The following is a 19,543-nucleotide window of genomic DNA, read 5'->3' as shown; positions in this document are numbered from 1 at the left end:
AAAGAATCTTATGGGAATACGTGTTATATGGACGCTACACAAAAAAATCGCATAATGACCCGCTTCTTGAAAGAGATCAGTGTCAACAAGGGAGTTGTTATTCTACCTGAGCACTTGGCCCAATACGGAGATCTCGATGCCGCACTTGAATCAATTGAAGCCAATGGTGTTGGGGTCATTGATTATCATACGGTTGAAAATAACCCCGGAGAATGGAATCGACTGAAAGATATTCTAATGAGAAACCTCAAATTTGCTGAGGGAAGCCCTCCAAGACCCACAGGCTATGATGCCCCGGGTCTTCTTAGCCGAATCGCGTTCTGGCGCAGAGACGATCAATTAAGCGCCCTGCCGCAGAATGATTACTATAATCGCAGAACGGTCACAAGCCCAGACAGCGTAGAACTAACCCAGTTAAAAGCTGCTGCCCGCGCCAAAATGGAACCCATTATTAAGCAGTTCCTTCACAGAGACTACCCGTTCAGCGCAGCTAGTGACGCAAATGTGAAATCAGTTATTGGCCTATTGGAGAAGCATTTAAAAACACTGACCAAAGGCACTGAGGATTATGATAAATATAAACAGCGTTTAGATATGATGAATGATCTGGATAAGATTAATAATCTGAAGCTGATTGCAGTACCAGACGAGATGGGCGGTTCTACCGCTTATTGCGAACTCGCTGAAAGCGCCGGAGGAGTTACTGAAAAGGCGTCTTTAGTCAGTCTTGCTACAGTCAGGCAACAGTTAGGTAATCTGCGAGATGGAAATCCAACCAATCGCGCCACCTATACCGCCGCCAGAGGAAATTTCAAACTGGGTACCGAGGCAATTATCAAGCTTCCCAAGCATGGTGAAATCGTCGAAGTGCAGCGCGAAGCAATGGCTTTGAACGTATCCAGAATGCTGGGACTGGATACTACCCGGGCAACAACAATGACTCATAACGGCCAACCTGCCCTGTTTGTTCCCTTCGATAATATAAGGCTAATGAAAGATTTTGCCCGAGGAAAAACATTCACACCGCTTACCTCAAGCAAAACCTACGAGCATTACTCTACATTGAACCCAGTGGGGGCGGGCCTTCACTCGAATGAATATATTGACGATTTTGGCTCTTCACTTGGCCTGTTTTATTTGTGCAGCGATACGGATGCGATGGGTGGATATAACCAGAATAAGGCATTGCGCGATGCCCGCAGTCTCTTCGTGTTCGATCAGGTGATTATGGGAAAAGACAAGCTGGGTCTGGACTCCAGGTTGAGCATGCAGCCAATTGAAACTATCGTCAAGCATACTCGTCATGGACAGGGAAGAAATCGCACGCTGATTGAAGATTCATCCTTTAATGCCAAATTTGACAGCCTTGAGCAATTACGCAGACGGGGAACTTTACTTGCTCAGTATGCGGATCGTGTATCCTATCAGCATGGGCAGCGGGAACAGCAGTTGAATCGGCTATTACAGCGTAGGGATTTAACAACTACTCAACGAAATGCTGCAGAGAAGGAATTAAAAGAAGTAAAAACGCTGAAGAAGGACGCCACTGATTTACGAACCGTAATTATTGAGCGGATTAAAAAAATTGACAGCGTATTCCCCAAACACAAGGCGGCAGAAATCAGCCGTGTGGAGCTCAGACAAAGTCTTGTGCTTGAAAAACTGCTTCATAACCCGGTGTTGTTTACCTCTCAGGGAAGACCTTATAAACATCCGTGGACCAACCGACAAGCCAATCCGGTTAAATCGGTGGATGCTATTGACGGCGGTCGAGTTATGCTTACTTTTGGTAAAGACGTGTCACCAGAGATGATCGATTATCTAAAACGTCAGGGCGCAGGCGCCTCTTTGAATTTACGAGGGAATCGTCAACTCATTATCAGTCGAGCTGATCTGGCCAACCTGAATGAAAAAATGCTTCATCCTGAGGCGCAAGCAGCCTATGCCCATGATAAGCACTACCTTGATCTTCGCGACTTGCGAACCATGAGCACTGCCTACGAAGCGGGTAATAAAGAAACGATATTGGCCAGTGTTGAGAGTTATCATCGGATCATGGCCAGCCATATTCCGGCGTCTCAAAAAATCAAGGCCATGCAAACCACCCAAAAGGAGATTCAGGACGCTATCAACGGCACAGAAAACAAAGGGTTCGGCTCACATGTAATGAAAAAACTGCAGTTTGATATGCAGCAAAAATTGCAGGCAATGATTTCTCCACTCGAAATGCCGGCCAACCTGACTGCTGCTTTCAACGCAGCGGTTAAACTGGATAGAGTCGCTGAGTTTAACAAAGTGGTGCAAGAGGCGATTAGCAAGAATCGAGTAACCTCACCTGCGTTTACCAGTTTCCTGACTGACTGCGTTCAACGCGCTGCTGCGGCTACCAATCACTTTGAAGCCGTTGCAAGAAGCCAGGAATTAAGTGATCAGTCTGCTGCTGTTTTGATACAGCTAAATCAGCCAGCCCCTTCATTAGTAATTGATGATGTGAGTGACGACGAGGAAGAAATACAAGTAATGCCGGTTAGTCTGGTGGAAATAAGGAGTGGCGAACAACAAGTACAAAGAGAGCTTTTGAGTGATGCAAGAGCACCAACTACGATCGTAACACCAACCGATGGTACAGTAAATGAGAAACCTGAAGATCCCAGAGTTGATGTTTCTGTTTAATTATGTCTGTGCTTAACCTAAATGGATTTGGAGTGATTATGCCTGTACATGAACGAAGACAACATTTTAGAATTGATGATCAAGTCTATTTTGATTATAAAATCCTTCAACCGGGAAGCCTTTGCTCTGACAAGTCTCTTACCGAGGAGTTACTGGGTCAAAGCGGCCAACGTTTTCTGGAGACAACTCAATATTTCCAGACAATTGATTATGAGTTAGCTGAACTGACTCAGGCATTGGCCTTAAAAGAGCCTGCGCTAACCCATTATCTTAATCTCATAAACGCTAAAATTGACTATCTCGCCCGCCATTTACTCATGGGCGATAAAATTCACTTGCGTAAAGTGAATATCAGTCTTGGCGGTATGGCTTTTAAGACTAAGGAACGTATTAAAGAAAAAACACTTCTCAAACTGGTGATCTATACTAAACCCAAAATGGTTCCTATTGTAGTGGATGCCATCTGCGTTTACAGCCAGTATTTAAGTGAGGATTTGTATCGCACTGCAGTGCAGTTTGATGCGCTTTTACCGGAGCAGGAACAACTTCTCTCACAGCATATTATGCTGGCGCAAGTAAAATGCCGTGCTGATTGAGGTTGATATTTGATACACTGACAGGGTTTGTTGGCAAGAAAGATAATGCAAAAGGACGCGTAGTTCTTTTGTTTTTTCAAATACTGCTTGCCAGCAATCATAGCTGTCAATGATTAGAATTTGTAATTTGGAATTTGCTTATGACTTATCAGGTATTTTGTTTAAAACTAAAAAACGAGGCCGAAGGCCTTGAGAAACAACCATTTCCCGGCGCCTTAGGAGAAAAAATACGGAATAATATTTCAAAACAGGCCTGGAACATGTGGCTCTCCCATCAAACGATGTTAATTAATGAATACCGTTTAAGCCTTATTGATCCGAAAGCCCGGGAATTCTTAACCCAGGAAATGGAAAAGTTTTTATTCGGCGAAGGATCAGAACGGCCTGCCGGCTATACTCCAAGAGAATAAATAATATGTTTCACAAGCTGTTACAGATCGATCCGGAAGTGGCAGATGCCATTATTAATAACGAACCAGTTGTTGTACTGGAATCAACATTAATCTCACATGGGATGCCTTATCCTGAGAATCTGGAAACAGCCCGCATCATTGAGGATACCATCCGAACGATTGGAGCCATCCCCGCAACCATTGCATTACACGGTGGACGAATCCATATTGGAACCAGTGATGCACTAATGGAAGAACTCGCCCAATCCCCCCACACAATAAAAGCATCCCGGAGTGATATTGCCTATGTGCTCAGCAGAAAGCTCACTGCCAGCACAACAGTGGCGGCAACCATGTTTTGCGCTCATCTGGCAGGCTTGCCGATATTTGTTACTGGGGGTATTGGAGGCGTCCATCAGCAGGTCATTGAAAATTTTGATATTTCTGCGGATCTTATTGAATTATCTACGACACCCGTCACTGTCGTGTGCTCAGGGGCGAAATCAATACTCGATTTACCCAAAACACTCGAAAAACTTGAGAGCTACGGGGTACCTATTGTCGGTTATCGCACCAACGAATTTCCCGCTTTTTATAGCCATTCCAGCGGCTTGCCCCTGGTTCATCGCCTGGACAAGCCCCAGGAAATCGCCGAGTTACTGTATTACCAGCATCAGCTGGGAATGAGAAATGGAATTGTAGTTGCTAATCCCATTCCAAGAGGGGATGAAATTCCAGAAGCTCAGATTAATCCGGTTATCCAACAGGCAAGAGCGGAGGCAAAAGGCCTGCAAGGAAAATCAATCACCCCCTTTCTTTTAAAACGCATTAATGAATTGACTGCTGGCGAAAGTTTGCGTGCGAATATCGAACTCATCAAAAATAATGCCTCTCTGGGAGCACAAATAGCCATTTGCTATTATCAACAGTTAAAACATTTAAACATCTAGCAAACCAATATCAATCCAAGTAGACTTAATTTAAATCAATTTAATGAGTTTTTTTTCAACAGCTTAATTAATTTTATAAATTTCTCAATTATTCTATTGACTTCAAACCCAACTCAGAGTTTAATAGCAACCTCTTGATGGCCAGATAGCTCAGTCGGTAGAGCAGAGGACTGAAAATCCTCGTGTCGGCAGTTCGATTCTGCCTCTGGCCACCATTAAAATCAATGAGTTACGTTAAAATCCAAAAACCTCAAAATTTTCATGTAGACGCAATGTAGACAATTAAATAATGTCGAATGTATTCTGATTATTAGCACCAAATATCCTCTGATGCATTTTAAATAAATATTGGTCAGTCATACCGCTGATGTAATCTGAAATCACTCTTCTGCTTTCAGTCTCAGAACTAGCTTTTTTAATTTTTTCATATTCAATTGTGGGAAGTAAGTCAGAGTTAACTAAGAAAGCATCGAACAATTGCATGATTACTACCATACCACCGTGAATGATGGATTTTACATGCTGAGTTTCTATCAGTTTTTTTCGGACAATTTTTTGTAACTGCTCAATAAAGTCCTTTAGCAGCTCATTTTCAAAATCCACATAGTACTTTAATAACGGCTCACGAAAATCAGTTCTTATAAATACACCAGTGCCTATTATTGCATCATGAACCAACTTACTAATAATTTTTTTCCGTTGGTCAATGTCTTTCGCCAGAAGTTGTTTAGTATATTTTTTCCAATCATCGTTTGAGATGAATTTTTGATTTGTGAAAAACTCTTCTAAGTCTTCTTCATTCACTTGATTAAAAAATATTGCATCTTCTAAATCATGTATACTGTAGGAAATATCATCTGCAATATCCATGATACTACAGTCAAAACTTTTATATTTTGACTGATTATGTTTACCGTTGACACTAATCAAAGGTGATTGAAACCGCTCTTTGTCCGACGTGTTCAAAAACTGAAGTATCTCGGAAACAATGTGCTCATCGATATCGTAATAACATTTCGGTGGTGCCCAGTCGTTTCTATTAATTAGATATTTTGAGATTTGGCACGAATCTGACATTCTTCTATCATGCTCAATGGGATATGCGTTGGCTCCTATCAATTTTGCGTAATTTATTGGATACTTAAGCGTTCCTAGCAGGGTTCTAAATGTTAAATTTAGTGGGGATATTGTAGTTATCAATCTTAGCGTCTGTGCATTGCCTTCAAAACCGCCAAACTTATGCATCTTATAATTAAGTGCATATTCCCCGCCATGCCCTAAAGGGGGATGGCCTATATCATGAAGTAACCCAATTGTAAAAAGCAGGTTTTCTATATCATTTTTATCCTGCTGTTCAAAAAACAGTCTCAAAGGCTCATCATTAGAATTGTTTCTACGCCTTTCCCTGATATTGCAGTATATGCTTTTGGCGATTGATGCTACTTCAATAGAATGAGTCAATCGATTTCTATGGAAATCAGATTCTAACCCGCTTACAACTTGAATTTTCCCCTGAAGGCGCCTAAATGCATACGAGTGAATTACTTTGCACCTATCTGTTTCAAATGGGGATCTATGATCATTCTCTTTTTCTTCCCTCTTTTTAAGCCTATGAATATACCAATCGTCCTTTTCCATAATGTTCATCCTGAATCATAAATTTGATTAATTATAGTACAGACATTGATTTCCTTGTTGATAAGAGCCCTTACTTTTAGAACCCTCATGAAATGAGGATCTATTCATTGTTCTTATCCGATTACCCGGAATGGGGTATACGAGTCAATTTATAGATAACTGCATAATGTTATCAGATCCGTAGCCTCGTTGGCGCATTGCGACAACCAGGTTTTCAATCCTGATAGCTAATCCCCATTTCCTGGAAGACTCCCCTTCCTGATGGATTGATGAACGCCAGAAGGCGCAGAAATTTCGACTTTCTAAATAAGGAGTAAAAAAATAAATTGCTTCGGGGAGAAAAATCACGTCGATATCGCGCCACTTGTAGAAAACCCGGTTGTCGCAAGGCGCCAACCAGGCTACGCTGCTAATTACTAGCAATGCGAGGGCCCAACTGATTGTCTATTGCACACTATTGACAATATTTAACCACTTATTTATAATGAGCACGACTTATCAATATAAACATCTCTGTGTTTAGGGGGTATGATGCCGAACTTGAAGGAAGCTGCTGATAAATTCGATATGTGGATGAAAGATTATGTACTCTGGCGGCAGAAATATGCGCGCAGTTTTGCCGACGATAATGAAGCTTTAATGGAGTTTCTGACTTATGACGTCGGCTTTGCGTATGTGAAGACATATGCCGAGTTGGGGGAATTAGCTGCTATTCTCGCAGACGATTATGATTATGCAACCACAAATCCGCCTTGCAATCCCATGGACTACATGTGGGCCATTGATAAAGCAAACCCAAGCTCGTTTCACGGCAATGCTCCAAAACCACTGGAAGGTGATATACTGCAATACGCTGCCTATAAATTTGAGAAATGGAATAACAGTTTTCCAAATGCTTATCGTATATTCAAGAAGCCGCCTGATAACGACATATTAGTTAATTTTTTAAAATCTGATGCAGGTTTTAAATTTGTGAAAACCTACGAGGATATTTGTCAATTAGCCGATATCTTAAAAGAAAGAGGTTATTCGACAACGAATCCTCCGTGTACGGAGGCCCGATTTACAACAGCCTTAAATCGAGCAATAGAGGCTGATGGGGCTATAAACAATCCACTAAGTCCTCTAAGCATGATGCTGTAACATAATAGCCAGAGTGGGGCAGAAGAGAAGGTACTCAATTATACTGTCCATCTAACCTATGGACTATCTATTTCTTCTTCGTAAATGCGTCACTGCATTTAATTTGCAGTGACGCAGAAATCCGCACCCTATTCAACCCTTCTATATCAATCCATAAATAATCCTTTGTACTGACGCATCAAATAAGATAGGACAAAATATTCCCTGCATTGGTATTGCCCGCAGATCCCCACTTTGCTATTTTTTACTGAAGCATGACTGATGAATCGGTGAGAACCCGATGAAACGCTTGGGCCTCTTATGCTAAGCCACTTTTATTCCCTAACCTTGTGGCTGGACGTGTAGTCGGGAAACCTCTCAGGATCTTTGCCGTTCGGTGAAGTGGGTTCTTCGGAGCTCTAAATCAATTGTTAATTGAACATGGATTGGTGATAAAGCCCTTCGCTTTATCACTTTTTATTCATTCTATTTAGGAGAAAAATAACCAGAAAAAACCTAGTAGTATCGGCGAGTTCGTTTGCCTTATAACGATTGTTTTGCCCCTATTCGAGCTTTACGGCTTTGCCGGGTTTCAATAAAACATTGAGCCGCTCGACCAACACTAAACGGTATGCAGGGCAATCTTTAAACACTTTTTGCGGATGGGAAGATGCGTACACAATCTCTAAGACAGTTCGCGAATCGACAAATTCAATTCGACAAACAAGGTAAACATCTTTGCTGCAAACACCGTGCTTATGTCATTCATAAAATGATTGATGATCTATTTGCTATTAGACAGATTCCACCTTCCTGGCAAGCCTTGCAATCCGAGCAGATTCGGCAGCTGGTGCTCTACTGGAAAAAACAGAATATTAATCCGGTTACCATTATGCGTTATATGACGATTATTTGCCGGTTTTTACGAATTAGTAATTGCATTGTTGCTAATATCGATAATCAATCACTTGAGCTTTCACGGCCCAAAACAAAGAAAAAGAATACCAAAACAATTTACCCGGACATCTGGAAATCGCTAAGCGACCCTATAGTCAGAGTAATTATGGCGCTGCAAACCGAATTTGGATTGACATCCAAAGAAGCAATCAGTATTAAACCAGGCATCCACCTCCGCAAATGTTCTCTCTGGATAACCAGGGAGATTGCTTTTAATTCCTGCGACCGTACCATACCGATCAGAACTGACAATCAGAAAGTGGTTCTGAATCTTTTTAATTGGCTGGTTAAACAATATGAGAGTTTGGCACAATTCAAATCCTATGAGGAAATCCGTATTCTCTGGCGGAGTGCATTAGCAAAGCACCATTTATCAAGTACTCAAAGCTGGCGTTATTGGTATGCAAAACAAATGCATCCCCTCCTCCTGCCTGAATATGGGAATTATAAAACCAGTCTGTTAATTCGTGATGAAATGGGAATCAAATCACGGAATACCTTATGGCTATATCTTAAGGATTGAAGAATAATAATTGGGACAATTGGGACAGGTGGGACAACCGGTGGATATTGGCTTAGGGTGGTCCCTAATGTCCCATTGCTTAAAAATAATGGGACATATACCTGCTAAATTTTATTCACCGCCCCAGATTTTTTCAGTGAAAACATATAATCGGGGTGTTCCGACCCCCTTTATTCTTGGTTTCTGAGTGGGTGATCCGTCTGCTGCTGGTTTTAGCCAGCCTTCATTCATTAACACCCGAGTCACCGTCCTTGGCTCAAATCCCTGACATAATTCTTTTCTGAATACTTCGGTTAAAACCATATACCTGCGAAAGCCGGCTTCATCCGTATAATAAAATCCGGCGCGATTGTGAATCCGTTCGTTATTGGGCATTTTTATATTGTCAAACCGGCTAGCCCCGTGGGATTCAAAGAATGCTCTGACTTGAGCGAATATTGCCCTATCTTCGCGATTTCCATCGATGCCGAAATGCTCAAGCCATGCTTTGAAGCACTTATAGGTTGCATTAATAGATTCTCCCTCTTCCCAGCCTGTTAACCCGTACTGGCTTGCTAACTCTCCAGCAGCAGCTACCAATGCAAAACGTCTGGCAACACGGATAATCTGACCCGTTGAATCTGACAAAACAGCGCTATCAACAAACTCTTGCATCGTATCAGCTATGCTTATTGCAATGCTTTGCTGATTGGAAACCACTTTTTGCAGCCAGGCCATGCCCGCTGCGCCATAATATTTACTCGAATATTCCTTCAAAGAAAGAGCCATTGTAGCTGGGCTAAGCTGATTATGAATGGTTTCAAATATTCCCATGTTTAATCCAGCGTCGGCTTCAACATCTGCTAAACGTATTTCTTGTCCTGCATTGGTTTTCTGCCCTGCTCTGGCCATCAGAGACATTAAGGATTCTTCCCCAGCGGAGAGAAAAAATAACGACCATCGGGACGAGCTTTTGACTGTGCCATGACGTGAGGCCCGTGTCTTGCCTTGGCCATTAGCCAACAAATAAGCAGCCTCGCCGGCTTCTCTAGGATCCATCTGGCTTAATTCATCCAATATTAATAAGCCATCATTGTGTAATGCCGCTAATCCTTCAAGCCCATTGTTTGTACTGCGCCATAAGCGACAATAGGCCTGTGGATTACCCCAAACTGAAGCAGCTACTTTTAAAGCTGTACTTTTACCGCTTGAGGAAGCACCTCTAAAATGAAAACCGCCTGAATCTTCACCTGCAATTTTTGCCAGGGCAGGAGCAAAAGCGGCAGAAATAGCAAAAACTAATCGCGAATTGCCGATAGCAAGCTGCCCTATTGACTCGCGCCAATTATCCACTGTCCCAGAAACAGAGACAGCTGAATCAATCGTATGACTGTTTTGAAAAACAATTTTCTCAGCGGAGTTACCAATCGTTTGTGAAGCAGTAACAAAGAGGTCTTCATGCCAGCCTAGTTTATCGACACAGCGGGCACGGTTTTCTACATGAAAAACCTGTAAATAGGTAGCCAGTAAATCCCTGGCTGTTTTGTGGGGAGAGATACTTAAACCAAGTCTCGCCAGTTCTCTCCTGACCTCGGAGGCATCCCCTTGTAACAAAGCCAGAGGCATTGCCCATTGATGAATCACTCCGTCATCATCCTTCCATTCGAGTAGTCGCCCCACTCACCGCTTTTAGCATCTCGCGTTTTAGCTACCACATGCAAAGTAGAGCAAATCCAGCGAGGTGGCATTGTGTTATCATCTTTGTCTTTCCCAAGAAAGGACAATCCTTGTTATTTAATCTAAAACAACCACCAGCGTATTCACAAAGAATAGGATATTGTTCGCTTTTACTTTTTAAGTTAATAATTTGATTTTGCAGCATGACTCTTACTCCAACAGAGTTCACGAAAGATAAGAAATCTATCCTTCCTGAACCAATTGTCCTCTATCGAATTTACTCATTGATCAGTGACAGCAGCTGCCCTTGATCACAGGTAGAGCGATAGACTTTCTGCTGTTGAATAAAAGCCAATACATCCGTTTTGCGATATAAAACCTTACGGCCAATTTTAAGATAGGGAACGCCTTTTCCTTCCCAGCGATTGCGTTCCAGAAGTTGAGTGGAGCAGTCTAAAACAGCTGCTAAAGTTTGTTGATTAAATAATGCAGAACTGGGTGCGGATTCAAATTCATTTAACAGTTGTAAGCGAGATAATTGTTTATTCATATGGAAACCTCATCAAATGATTATTCATTCAGCCTAATGCCGACGGTAATGCGTCCTGCTCAATGAATACCAGTTGACTATCCGGCCGGTTCCCTTAATAGAGAAAAGTCATGATATTTCATTTTCCTATGCTTTTAAGGAACCGTGGATCCCCTAAAAGCGTACAGCTCAGGAGAAGTATTGCTGGCAATTTAAAGGAGTGTCAAGCGCTTTCAAAGCGCCTGATTTGATTGTTATTAATTGTTATTCTTTGATATTAAAATTTTTTTCTCGAGAGATGTGTCCCATTTGTCCCAAGTGAACGTATGGAATTGGGGCATCTGAAACCCACTGCCATACTGATGCCCCAATTGTCCCTGCTGTCCCAATAAACTTCTTAAACATAGGAGCTCACCTCTATAACACGCCAACTTCCCCGGTAACTTCCCCGGTAATTAACTCCTGCTATTGGTACCTAGCACCTGGTGTTACTACCATTCGGCTGGCTTATATATTTCTGTTCCTGGGATATTATTCGGTAACTGACAGTTACTTAAAAGGCTTTGCCTAATAGGTTTGATAAAATCCGCATACTTAACCAACTCCCTCGAGGGTTTTCTCTTGTGATCGGTATTTGGGAATACTACACCTATTAATTTACTTGTTTGGCTTTTTACTAGTCTGAGTGATTCTGCCAAATCACTATCATTTGAAACAATTACAGCACAGTCATAAAGGTTTAGCCATGCATCATTAAGAACATGAAGAGCCAAATTTACATCAGAACCTTTTTCTTCAGTTTTGTAGATTTGAATAAATTCGGGTGGAGGATTTACTACCTTTGCATTGATTTTATGGGTTAAATAATGTCCGTAATAAATTTCTATTTCAGGAATATATTTTTCTAAAGCATTTAAATAGTACCGCTGTCTTGAGCGAGACGCTTCATTATCATTGCGGCTTGAAATATGGGCGGTGTAATATTTAATTTTATTTATTTTATGGGATGAATCTAACAAATTTTCAAATAGCTGTTTCAAATCAAGCCATTTATATGGAGATTTTTTTAAACAGCCGTAATAAAGATTGAACCCATCAATATAGATACTAGTGCGTTTGTTATTCATTTTTACACCAGAAAAAACAAGAGCCTCCGAAGAGGCTCTGTGCCCTAGGAGCAGAGTCCTAGGGGAAGTAGTAATATTATTGTACTAATAATCATTATCTTCGTCAAATACCAAATCAGTAAGTGGACCTTCAATTTCTATATTCACTGCCATTTGCTTAGTCAGAAAATTCGTAATACGTTGCATTGGCTTTCGTAATTGCTCTGCATCTCGGATAATATACCCCGCCGTCACATCATTATTCATTTTATGATTTAATAATCTTTTTAAAGCATAAGCAGGCAAGTCCAAGCTCTCTGCTGTTGTGGCAAAGGTACGTCTTAAATCATGAACTGTAAATGATACACCGGATAATTCAGCCACTTTAAGCATAGCCTTTCTAGGCTCCATCAAATGACCTGTTTTACTTGGTGCCGGGAAAACAAATTCGCTTACTTTAAATTGTCTTCTCCTTTGGAATAATTCATCAAGAAAATCAGTCATTGGTAAAGTATGGACTTCTCTATTCTTGGTATCTTGCACAGTAAACGTTCCAGCTTTGAAATCAATATCTGACCAACGTAATGAAGCAGCTTCCATTCGTCTTAAACCTGTAAATAAAATTAGCAGAAAGTAATCTTTCCACATCATTGCCTGAGGATAATCTTCCTGTTCACCTAATCGCATTAAACCCTGATGCCAGGCTGCCAGTTGATGATTTTTTATCATAGTATTTTTGCGATCAACCCGATACCAGCTTCTGGTGTGAGATAAATACTCTACTGGATTAACAGCAATAATGGGTTGGCCATCTTCCAGCTGATATTCGTGAACTGCAAAATTAAAAACAGCCCTTAATACGCGCATGGCATAGTTAGCGCGTGCCTTACTGTTGGTTTGGCCATATTGCATATGACGTTTGGCAATCATCTCTCTTGTAATATTAATTAAAGCTTTATCAAGCCAATCAGGCATTACCTGACTCAGAACCCCTTGATAATCCTTAATGGTGAGCGCTTTCAGATCCTTACGAGCTTTCAGATAATCATTGAATACTTCTTTTAAAGTCAGGTTTCTCACCTTATTTGCTTTCTTTTCTGCAATAGGGTTATCGCCTCTCGCTATTTTGCCTAATAGATGTTTAGCCTGCTTGCGCGCCTCCTCAGCAGTAAGTTGTCCATATTTGCCAAGAGTTACCCTTTTTACTTTTCCTGCAATGCGAGTTTCTACTACAAAACTTTTAACACCAGTCGATGTGACTCGAAGTGCAAACCCTTTTATTTGTTCATCGCGATAAAAGACCTGATCCTTCCCTTCCAATAGTTTGACTTTATCAATGAATGATTTGGTGAGTTTGACTGACTTGCTATTATCCATAGACCACCTTAATAAAAATCTCATGTAGACACCATGTAGACACCATGTAGACAGATTATTTAAAACCAAATAAAAATAGAAAAATCTGAATACGGCTTAATATACTTGATTTTAAAGGGATATTAAAGGATTTTAAAAATTAAGAGAAGACGTTAAAAGTGCTTTATTTAGGACTGAAAATCCTCGTGTCGGCAGTTCGATTCTGCCTCTGGCCACCATTAATAAATGCTTTATAAACGAAAATGGAAAAGTTTATAGAGCACTTACGCAAAACCTCAGCAATGGATAATTAATAAAGGAATACGAATGAATTGGACCAATGTACTAATTTGCGGAACTATTGGTGTCGCATGTTCAGCTGTTAGATATTTTATTTCCAAACAAAAATCAACAACCATTTCAATACTTGCTTTAATCGCCCTGCCAGTCACGCTCTACTTGCTTAGCCCATATATTTCGAATACAGTCAAAGTGTCAAAGCTTGAGGAAAAGTATAAAGAAAATCCACTTTTAAATACTATTTCAAAAAAACATCCAGAGGAATTTAAAGAGTTCATCAATATCTCTAAACAGGCTGAATATAATCATGAACCGTCAACAACCATAGATGCTTACACTGTCTCTTTAATCAGGCGTGTTTTTAGCAAACATCTTAATACAGCTTCCGATGAAGCAATTTTCAGGTTAATAACTGCCCAGCGCGATATTTATCAAATTTTACTTAAAGAACATCCCGAAGACATTGTAAAAATTGAACTGAATCAAATAGATGATTCGGTAGTCCATTTAGAAGAGTTGTATCCCCATTTAACGGAGAAAATACAGAAAATAGAAGAAGAAGTAATTCTCTCAGAAAATACATCAAAGACTCCTATTGATGACACACTCGCCAAGAAAAAATTAGCCATCATTTATTCTAATCTTGAGAAACAATTTGGCGAGCAAAATGTATTTATGACTTTTACCCTGCCCAAATCTCTCCCTGCGGCAACGTCTGAGCAAATAATTTTTTCCTATTACCAGGCCTTGCTAGATTGCGGTAAAGAAGATACTGCATTGATTGTTAAATATACTATGGCCGCCTAAGAGGAAACCCGGTTGTCGCGCAAGGCGCCAACCAGGCTACGCGGCTTATTATTCAAGTAGCCTGGTTGGCGCATTGCGACAACCGGGTTTTTCAACTTTGGCAGCCTAATCTCCCAATTTACAGGAGGACTTCCCTTCCTGATGCATTGATCAATGCTGGAAAAAGCCTCAGGAACTCGATTTTTAAAAATCGAGAGTAAAAAATAGATTGCCCCAGGAGAAAAATATAACTTACCTGGTTGTCGCGCATTGCTACAACCGGGCTACCTTGCTTGTATTTTAATATATTTGTATGGAAATTTCGGAATAGCATATTGGATTTCTCGGATTAATTTAATGGATATCTCGGGTTAGCACCCCTGGATTTTTCGGGATAAATAAGCCTCCGCCCACCATGGAAAATGCAATTAGAAATCGATATTGGTATTATACCCACTCAGTTTTGACTATCTGAGCTCCTTTATGCCCAACTACCAGGATATACAAGCCACGCTTCATCCATTTGACGAATATAAACGATTTAAACCATGGTATTGGATAGCCAAGGATGACCCATTAATGGCTCAGTTGCGTCTAGCTTTTCCTGACGCTGGCCTGCCCCCCATTTCCAGGAAGACTTCCCCTCCTGTGTATTGATGAATGCTCGACAAGACACAGGAAATTTCCATTTTTTATGAGCATGTAAACCCGGTTGTCGCCAAGGCGCCAACCAGGCTACGCGGTTTATTGCGACAACCGGGTTTTCAGCCTACCCCCCAATTTCCAGGTAGACTTCTCTTCCGGATGTATTGGTGAATGCTGGAATATTGCCAATCACAAGGTCTTTTGACCAGCTGATGCTTAACCGGATTATAGTGAATATAATCAATATGGGTTTTCAAATCGTCTTCATTTCGGATTCGATGCTCCCAAAAACGTCTTTGCCATAAAGAATATTCATTCCGATCATTTTTTGACAAAATCACGCCTGATTTAATCATTGCCTTGGAAAAATAGGTCTTTATCAACCGCCAACGTAAGGAATAATTAAAATCAGTGGCAGGTAATTCCCAAACCACATGAAGATGATCGGGTAATACTACCATTGCATGCGTTTTAAACGGGTATTGGTGCCGTACCCATCGGAAAGATCGTGTTAGGAGATTACTATGCAGAGTCAGGGCACAGGAATTTCGATTTTTTAAAGTAAGAGTAAAAAAATAGATTGCTCCGGGAGAAAAATCACGCCGATATTGTACCACTTGTATTCCTTTATTAGCGGGTTGGTGGTTTGTAATATAATTTAGAAAAATATAACCTTCAAGAAACCCCCAGGGCTGCCTATAATTAAATCCTCGTAGCCTGGTTGGCGCGTTGCGACAACCAGGTTTTTCAACGTTGGCTGCCAAATCCCCATTTTCCAGGAAGGCCCTTCCTGATGTATTGAAGAATGCTGGCCAAGGCACAGCATGAGAACCCGGTTGTCGCCAAGGCGCCAACCAGGCTACGCAACCAAGCAAATATGAATTTTTTTAGAACATGTCTATACTCAATATATATATATCCTGAGATTCTTGGTTGGTGTTATGGGGGATAATGCATATTATTACGGTCCTCTCAATAAAAATAACGCAACAAGGCTTCTTGAAGAGGCAACCGCCTTATTATTATCAGATGCACAGAATTATCAAATCAGAAGAGAATTTGATAACAATAATCACCTATTGGAAGTGACTATAGCCGCCAACAATTCCAAGACTTATCCTTTAAAAAAATTATTGTCATTGGCAAATTTGGAACATATTACAATTGATGATGCTACCATACAAAAATTTAATGATTTTTTGAATGAAAATACTCCCTCTTGTCCTCCATCAATTTTAGAATATGGTAATGTCGAAGCATTGACTGATGACAAACTCGCTGAGATGAAAAAAAACAATCACATCGGAAAAGATTTGTTAAATCTGCAGAATGGTGAGCTTAAAGCGCTAAACCAATATACTCAAGACGCAATGTACCGCGATATTAATAATCTTTTATCGGGATCAATTGAACGATTAGACAAATGTTCGGATAATTTTTTAAAAGAAATTTTTCTTACCAGTATGATTTCGCTGTCAGCTCTTAATAAGCCATTAGAACCATTAGAACCTGGAGAAGAGGCAAAAACATACAGGACCATACGAGGTGAAAAAAGTGCAAAATTTGCAAAACAGGCAGATGCCAATAGAGAGAAATCAGACGATCCATTTTTGTTAACGCAACAACGAATCCTTAGCACGACAAAAGGAACACAGGTTGGTTGTCATTATTTAAATGAAGACAGGGAAATAATTATTACCTATCCCAATGCCATGGGTAAAGATATTAGTGGTATTTCATATTACCAGGGTGAGGGTGAAATTCTTATAGCAGGACAGGATGCTGAGTATACCCTTACATTGAGAGAGGAATCGCCAGGCAAGATAGTTGAAGAATATACAGCAACCCAGATGAGGGTACTGAAAGATAGCCTACGCGAAATGAAAGATTCAGGGGATGAGCAGCAAGAGTCAAATGACATCAATGAAGACGCTTTTAAACCCTAACTTTCTTTTTTAATCTGATCCAACAATAAGAAAACCCGGTTGTCGCGCAAGGCGCCAACCAGGCTACGGGTTTATTTTAATTCCATGTAGCCTGGTTGGCGCATCGCGACAACCGGGTTCATATTACTCTCTTTAAAGCGTGACCAGTTTTATCCCGGTAGCGCCATTCATATTTGTGCCGGTTAAAGTGCAATTGGTTAAATTGCCATTAGGAGCCACTTCGCATTTGGACACGATATAATTTGCTGGATGTGTGATATAGGCCAGCGTTTCTTCTGCATTAAATGCGATATACCGGGAAATCAGCAAGAATAGAGAATTTTTCTCGAAACCCAGACAGCTAATCAGGCCAATACCAGGGAGGAATATCCAGGAGTGATTGCCCAGGAATGGTGGTTTGTCCGGTTTGTTTTTCAAGCGCTATAAGATGACATTCCGGATATTGTTTTAAACTATTAATCAGTAAATCAGCATGAGAAACAACCCAAACCTGTGTTTTTTCGGATACATGTAATATAAGTTTCGCTAAAGCTGGCAACAGGTCAGGATGCAAACTGGTTTCAGGTTCGTTTAGAATCAGTAGCTTTGGGGGCCTGGGGGTTAGTAATGCCGCAACCAATAATAAATAACGTAATGTTCCATCGGATAATTCTGCACAGGTCAGTGGTCGCAATAAACCTTGTTGAGAAAGTCCTACAGAAAGATAGCCGCCTTCGTGTCTGGTTATAACCAGTTTTGTTCCTGGAAAAGCATTACTAATCGCTTTATCCAGCGCCTCACTATCACCAATTTCTTTAATTGTCTGTAGTGCAGCAGCCAAATCATCCCCCTCATTACTCAAAATGGGGGTACGGGTCGCAATTTGCGTTTTTCGAGCGGGTGATTCTCTGTCACTACGAAAATGATCATAAAACCGCCAGTTGCGTATAAACTCACGCACATAGATAATTTCTGGTGTCTCTTTTATATTACCAATCTGAGAAAACAGACTTTCAAACACATTGAGATGTTGATCAACGACTTCCCAGGTTCGTGATGAGCGAACTTTTACGATTGGCCCCACTCTGTCCACAAGCAGACTTGCGGGTCTTAGGCAAGGGCCTGCCCAGATACACTCCCTCTTGATTTCTGGATCTAATGAAAATACAGAGCTTGATGGTGCAGGTAAGCCCAGTGAAATAGCATAGCCTAATTCCGGTGTTGAAAAACCAAGCCGCATGCGCACCGCTTTTTTACGTACACTGCCTTCAATCACTGCCTCAGCTTTTTGCATTGCTTTAGACAATGTTTCAGGGCCCGCCCAAAAAGTGGAATTTAAGCCCCCTTCCTGAGCCAGGGCTTTAACGACCCCGCCAGTTACTGTTTGTGAAAGAAGGCGAAGCGCTCGATAGATATTCGATTTACCACTTCCATTGGCACCAGTAATCACATTGAGTTGGCTCAAGGGTACTTTCAAATCTAAAATTGAACGATAATTGTTAATTGCCAATACTGAAATCATTAAATTAAACCCGATAAGATCCAATAAGATTATTGCAGCAGAATGGGCCGGTATCAATACGAGTTTCCAGGAGCGGGCTTTTCAACACTGATTTTATTGGCTTGTTGAATTTCGCTGATGGTATACTATTTCTCTTATTAATCAGAAAGCTAACCCTATGATGTTATCTCATTTAGAAATTGCCCTGCGTCTTTGTCTGGCTGGGGTCTTGGGTAGCGTTATTGGTATGGAACGCGAACGCGTTCTTTGGGCTGCTGGTTTGCGTACTCATATGCTGGTATGTGTGAGTTCCTGCCTGATTATGATTGTTTCCGCTTTCAGCTTTTATGATATCCTGGGCACTCCTAATGTGATTCTTGATCCCTCTCGTATTGCAGCGCAGGTGGTTTCCGGTATTGGATTTCTGGGTGCTGGCGCAATTTTATTGCAAGGCAATGTGGTTCGCGGATTGACTACCGCCGCCAGTATTTGGACGGTTGCGGGAATTGGTCTTGCGGTAGGAGGCGGGCTTTACCATGCTGCACTTGTTGCCACCTTCATTATCCTTGTTATTCTATTGGTCATTAAGCCTCTGGAAGAGAAATTTAAAAGCAAGAAAACAAGCTGCAGTTTAACTTTCTATGCCACACAGTCTTCAATCAATTACGAAACACTGTTAAAAACACTCGACGAAGGAATTGATACCCACATTAGCCAGTTTATTGTTCAGCCTGGCCAAATCCCGGGCTATGATGAAATACACATAAATCTGGTCAAAGTTAAAAAAGCCTTGGTGACTGACATCATCGATCGAATGAAACACTTGGATGCTATTAAAGATTCTGAAATTAAAGTCAAGTTTCATCATCCAGTTTCATTCAGATAATG

At 41.0% G+C, this 19,543-nt stretch carries 15 protein-coding genes, 1 tRNA gene and 1 pseudogene; 10 read left to right on the top strand and 7 right to left on the bottom strand.

From position 1 onward, the window contains the following. Positions 1–27: 27 nt before the first annotated feature. From E1O89_RS01125 to E1O89_RS01105, 5 genes are all read left to right on the top strand, one after another. Positions 28–2,673 carry a hypothetical protein gene (locus E1O89_RS01125; protein WP_133138553.1) on the top strand — a complete coding sequence of 882 codons (2,646 nt, stop codon included), beginning with the start codon at positions 28–30 and terminating at the stop codon, positions 2,671–2,673. A gap of 38 nt (positions 2,674–2,711) precedes the next feature. After that, complete coding sequence (locus tag E1O89_RS01120; protein WP_112219919.1) at positions 2,712–3,269, top strand: PilZ domain-containing protein; 558 nt, start codon at positions 2,712–2,714, stop codon at positions 3,267–3,269. A gap of 140 nt (positions 3,270–3,409) precedes the next feature. Next, positions 3,410–3,679 carry an oxidative damage protection protein gene (locus E1O89_RS01115; protein ID WP_112219918.1) on the top strand — a complete coding sequence of 90 codons (270 nt, stop codon included), beginning with the start codon at positions 3,410–3,412 and terminating at the stop codon, positions 3,677–3,679. Positions 3,680–3,684: 5 nt separating this feature from the next. Next, positions 3,685–4,611 carry a pseudouridine-5'-phosphate glycosidase gene (locus E1O89_RS01110; RefSeq protein ID WP_133138552.1) on the top strand — a complete coding sequence of 309 codons (927 nt, stop codon included), beginning with the start codon at positions 3,685–3,687 and terminating at the stop codon, positions 4,609–4,611. Between the two features lie 139 nt (positions 4,612–4,750). Continuing rightward, positions 4,751–4,826, top strand: a tRNA-Phe gene (locus E1O89_RS01105). A 67-nt stretch (positions 4,827–4,893) separates the two neighbouring features. Here E1O89_RS01105 and E1O89_RS01100 read toward each other — a convergent pair. After that, a complete protein-coding gene (locus E1O89_RS01100; protein ID WP_133138551.1) occupies positions 4,894–6,249 on the bottom strand; it encodes an anti-phage deoxyguanosine triphosphatase in 1,356 nt (451 codons plus the stop codon). A gap of 540 nt (positions 6,250–6,789) precedes the next feature. Between E1O89_RS01100 and E1O89_RS01095 the strand changes: the two genes are divergently transcribed. Next, a complete protein-coding gene (locus E1O89_RS01095; RefSeq protein ID WP_133138550.1) occupies positions 6,790–7,392 on the top strand; it encodes a hypothetical protein in 603 nt (200 codons plus the stop codon). A gap of 649 nt (positions 7,393–8,041) precedes the next feature. Further along, the gene (locus E1O89_RS01090; protein WP_133138549.1) at positions 8,042–8,851 is read left to right on the top strand and encodes an integrase; all 810 of its coding nucleotides are present in this window, start codon (positions 8,042–8,044) and stop codon (positions 8,849–8,851) included. A gap of 111 nt (positions 8,852–8,962) precedes the next feature. On the opposite strand, the pseudogene E1O89_RS01085 reads toward E1O89_RS01090, so the two are convergent. The 4 genes and pseudogenes from E1O89_RS01085 to E1O89_RS01070 form a co-directional block, all read right to left on the bottom strand. Beyond that, a pseudogene (locus tag E1O89_RS01085) lies at positions 8,963–10,712 on the bottom strand (DUF927 domain-containing protein). Between the two features lie 72 nt (positions 10,713–10,784). Beyond that, positions 10,785–11,057, bottom strand: coding sequence for a helix-turn-helix domain-containing protein (locus E1O89_RS01080; protein ID WP_133138548.1), 273 nt, complete (start codon positions 11,055–11,057; stop codon positions 10,785–10,787). A 470-nt stretch (positions 11,058–11,527) separates the two neighbouring features. Further along, complete coding sequence (locus E1O89_RS01075; RefSeq protein WP_133138547.1) at positions 11,528–12,163, bottom strand: NYN domain-containing protein; 636 nt, start codon at positions 12,161–12,163, stop codon at positions 11,528–11,530. 84 nt (positions 12,164–12,247) lie between these two features. Then, positions 12,248–13,519 carry a tyrosine-type recombinase/integrase gene (locus E1O89_RS01070; protein WP_133138546.1) on the bottom strand — a complete coding sequence of 424 codons (1,272 nt, stop codon included), beginning with the start codon at positions 13,517–13,519 and terminating at the stop codon, positions 12,248–12,250. A 306-nt stretch (positions 13,520–13,825) separates the two neighbouring features. Here E1O89_RS01070 and E1O89_RS01065 point away from each other — a divergent pair, with 306 nt between their 5' ends. Further along, the gene (locus E1O89_RS01065) at positions 13,826–14,605 is read left to right on the top strand and encodes a hypothetical protein (RefSeq protein WP_133138545.1); all 780 of its coding nucleotides are present in this window, start codon (positions 13,826–13,828) and stop codon (positions 14,603–14,605) included. Between the two features lie 743 nt (positions 14,606–15,348). Here E1O89_RS01065 and E1O89_RS01060 read toward each other — a convergent pair. Further along, positions 15,349–16,050, bottom strand: a complete 702-nt coding sequence (locus tag E1O89_RS01060) for an REP-associated tyrosine transposase (protein WP_262337359.1) — start codon at positions 16,048–16,050, stop codon at positions 15,349–15,351. Positions 16,051–16,158: 108 nt separating this feature from the next. On the opposite strand from E1O89_RS01060, the gene E1O89_RS01055 reads away from it, so the two are divergent. Beyond that, positions 16,159–17,175 carry a hypothetical protein gene (locus E1O89_RS01055; protein WP_133138544.1) on the top strand — a complete coding sequence of 339 codons (1,017 nt, stop codon included), beginning with the start codon at positions 16,159–16,161 and terminating at the stop codon, positions 17,173–17,175. 340 nt (positions 17,176–17,515) lie between these two features. Here E1O89_RS01055 and E1O89_RS01050 read toward each other — a convergent pair whose 3' ends face one another. Beyond that, complete coding sequence (locus tag E1O89_RS01050; RefSeq protein WP_133138543.1) at positions 17,516–18,676, bottom strand: AAA family ATPase; 1,161 nt, start codon at positions 18,674–18,676, stop codon at positions 17,516–17,518. Positions 18,677–18,833: 157 nt separating this feature from the next. Here E1O89_RS01050 and E1O89_RS01045 point away from each other — a divergent pair, with 157 nt between their 5' ends. Then, on the top strand, positions 18,834–19,541 hold the full coding sequence (locus tag E1O89_RS01045) for an MgtC/SapB family protein (protein ID WP_222845412.1): 708 nt from the start codon (positions 18,834–18,836) through the stop codon (positions 19,539–19,541). Positions 19,542–19,543: the final 2 nt, after the last annotated feature.

The organism is Legionella genomosp. 1, from assembly GCF_900640215.1.
In the GTDB taxonomy this organism is placed as follows: Bacteria; Pseudomonadota; Gammaproteobacteria; order Legionellales; family Legionellaceae; genus Legionella_C; species Legionella_C quinlivanii_A.
Note: the sequence above shows the minus strand (reverse complement) of the source record. Positions and strands in the feature narration are given on the sequence as shown.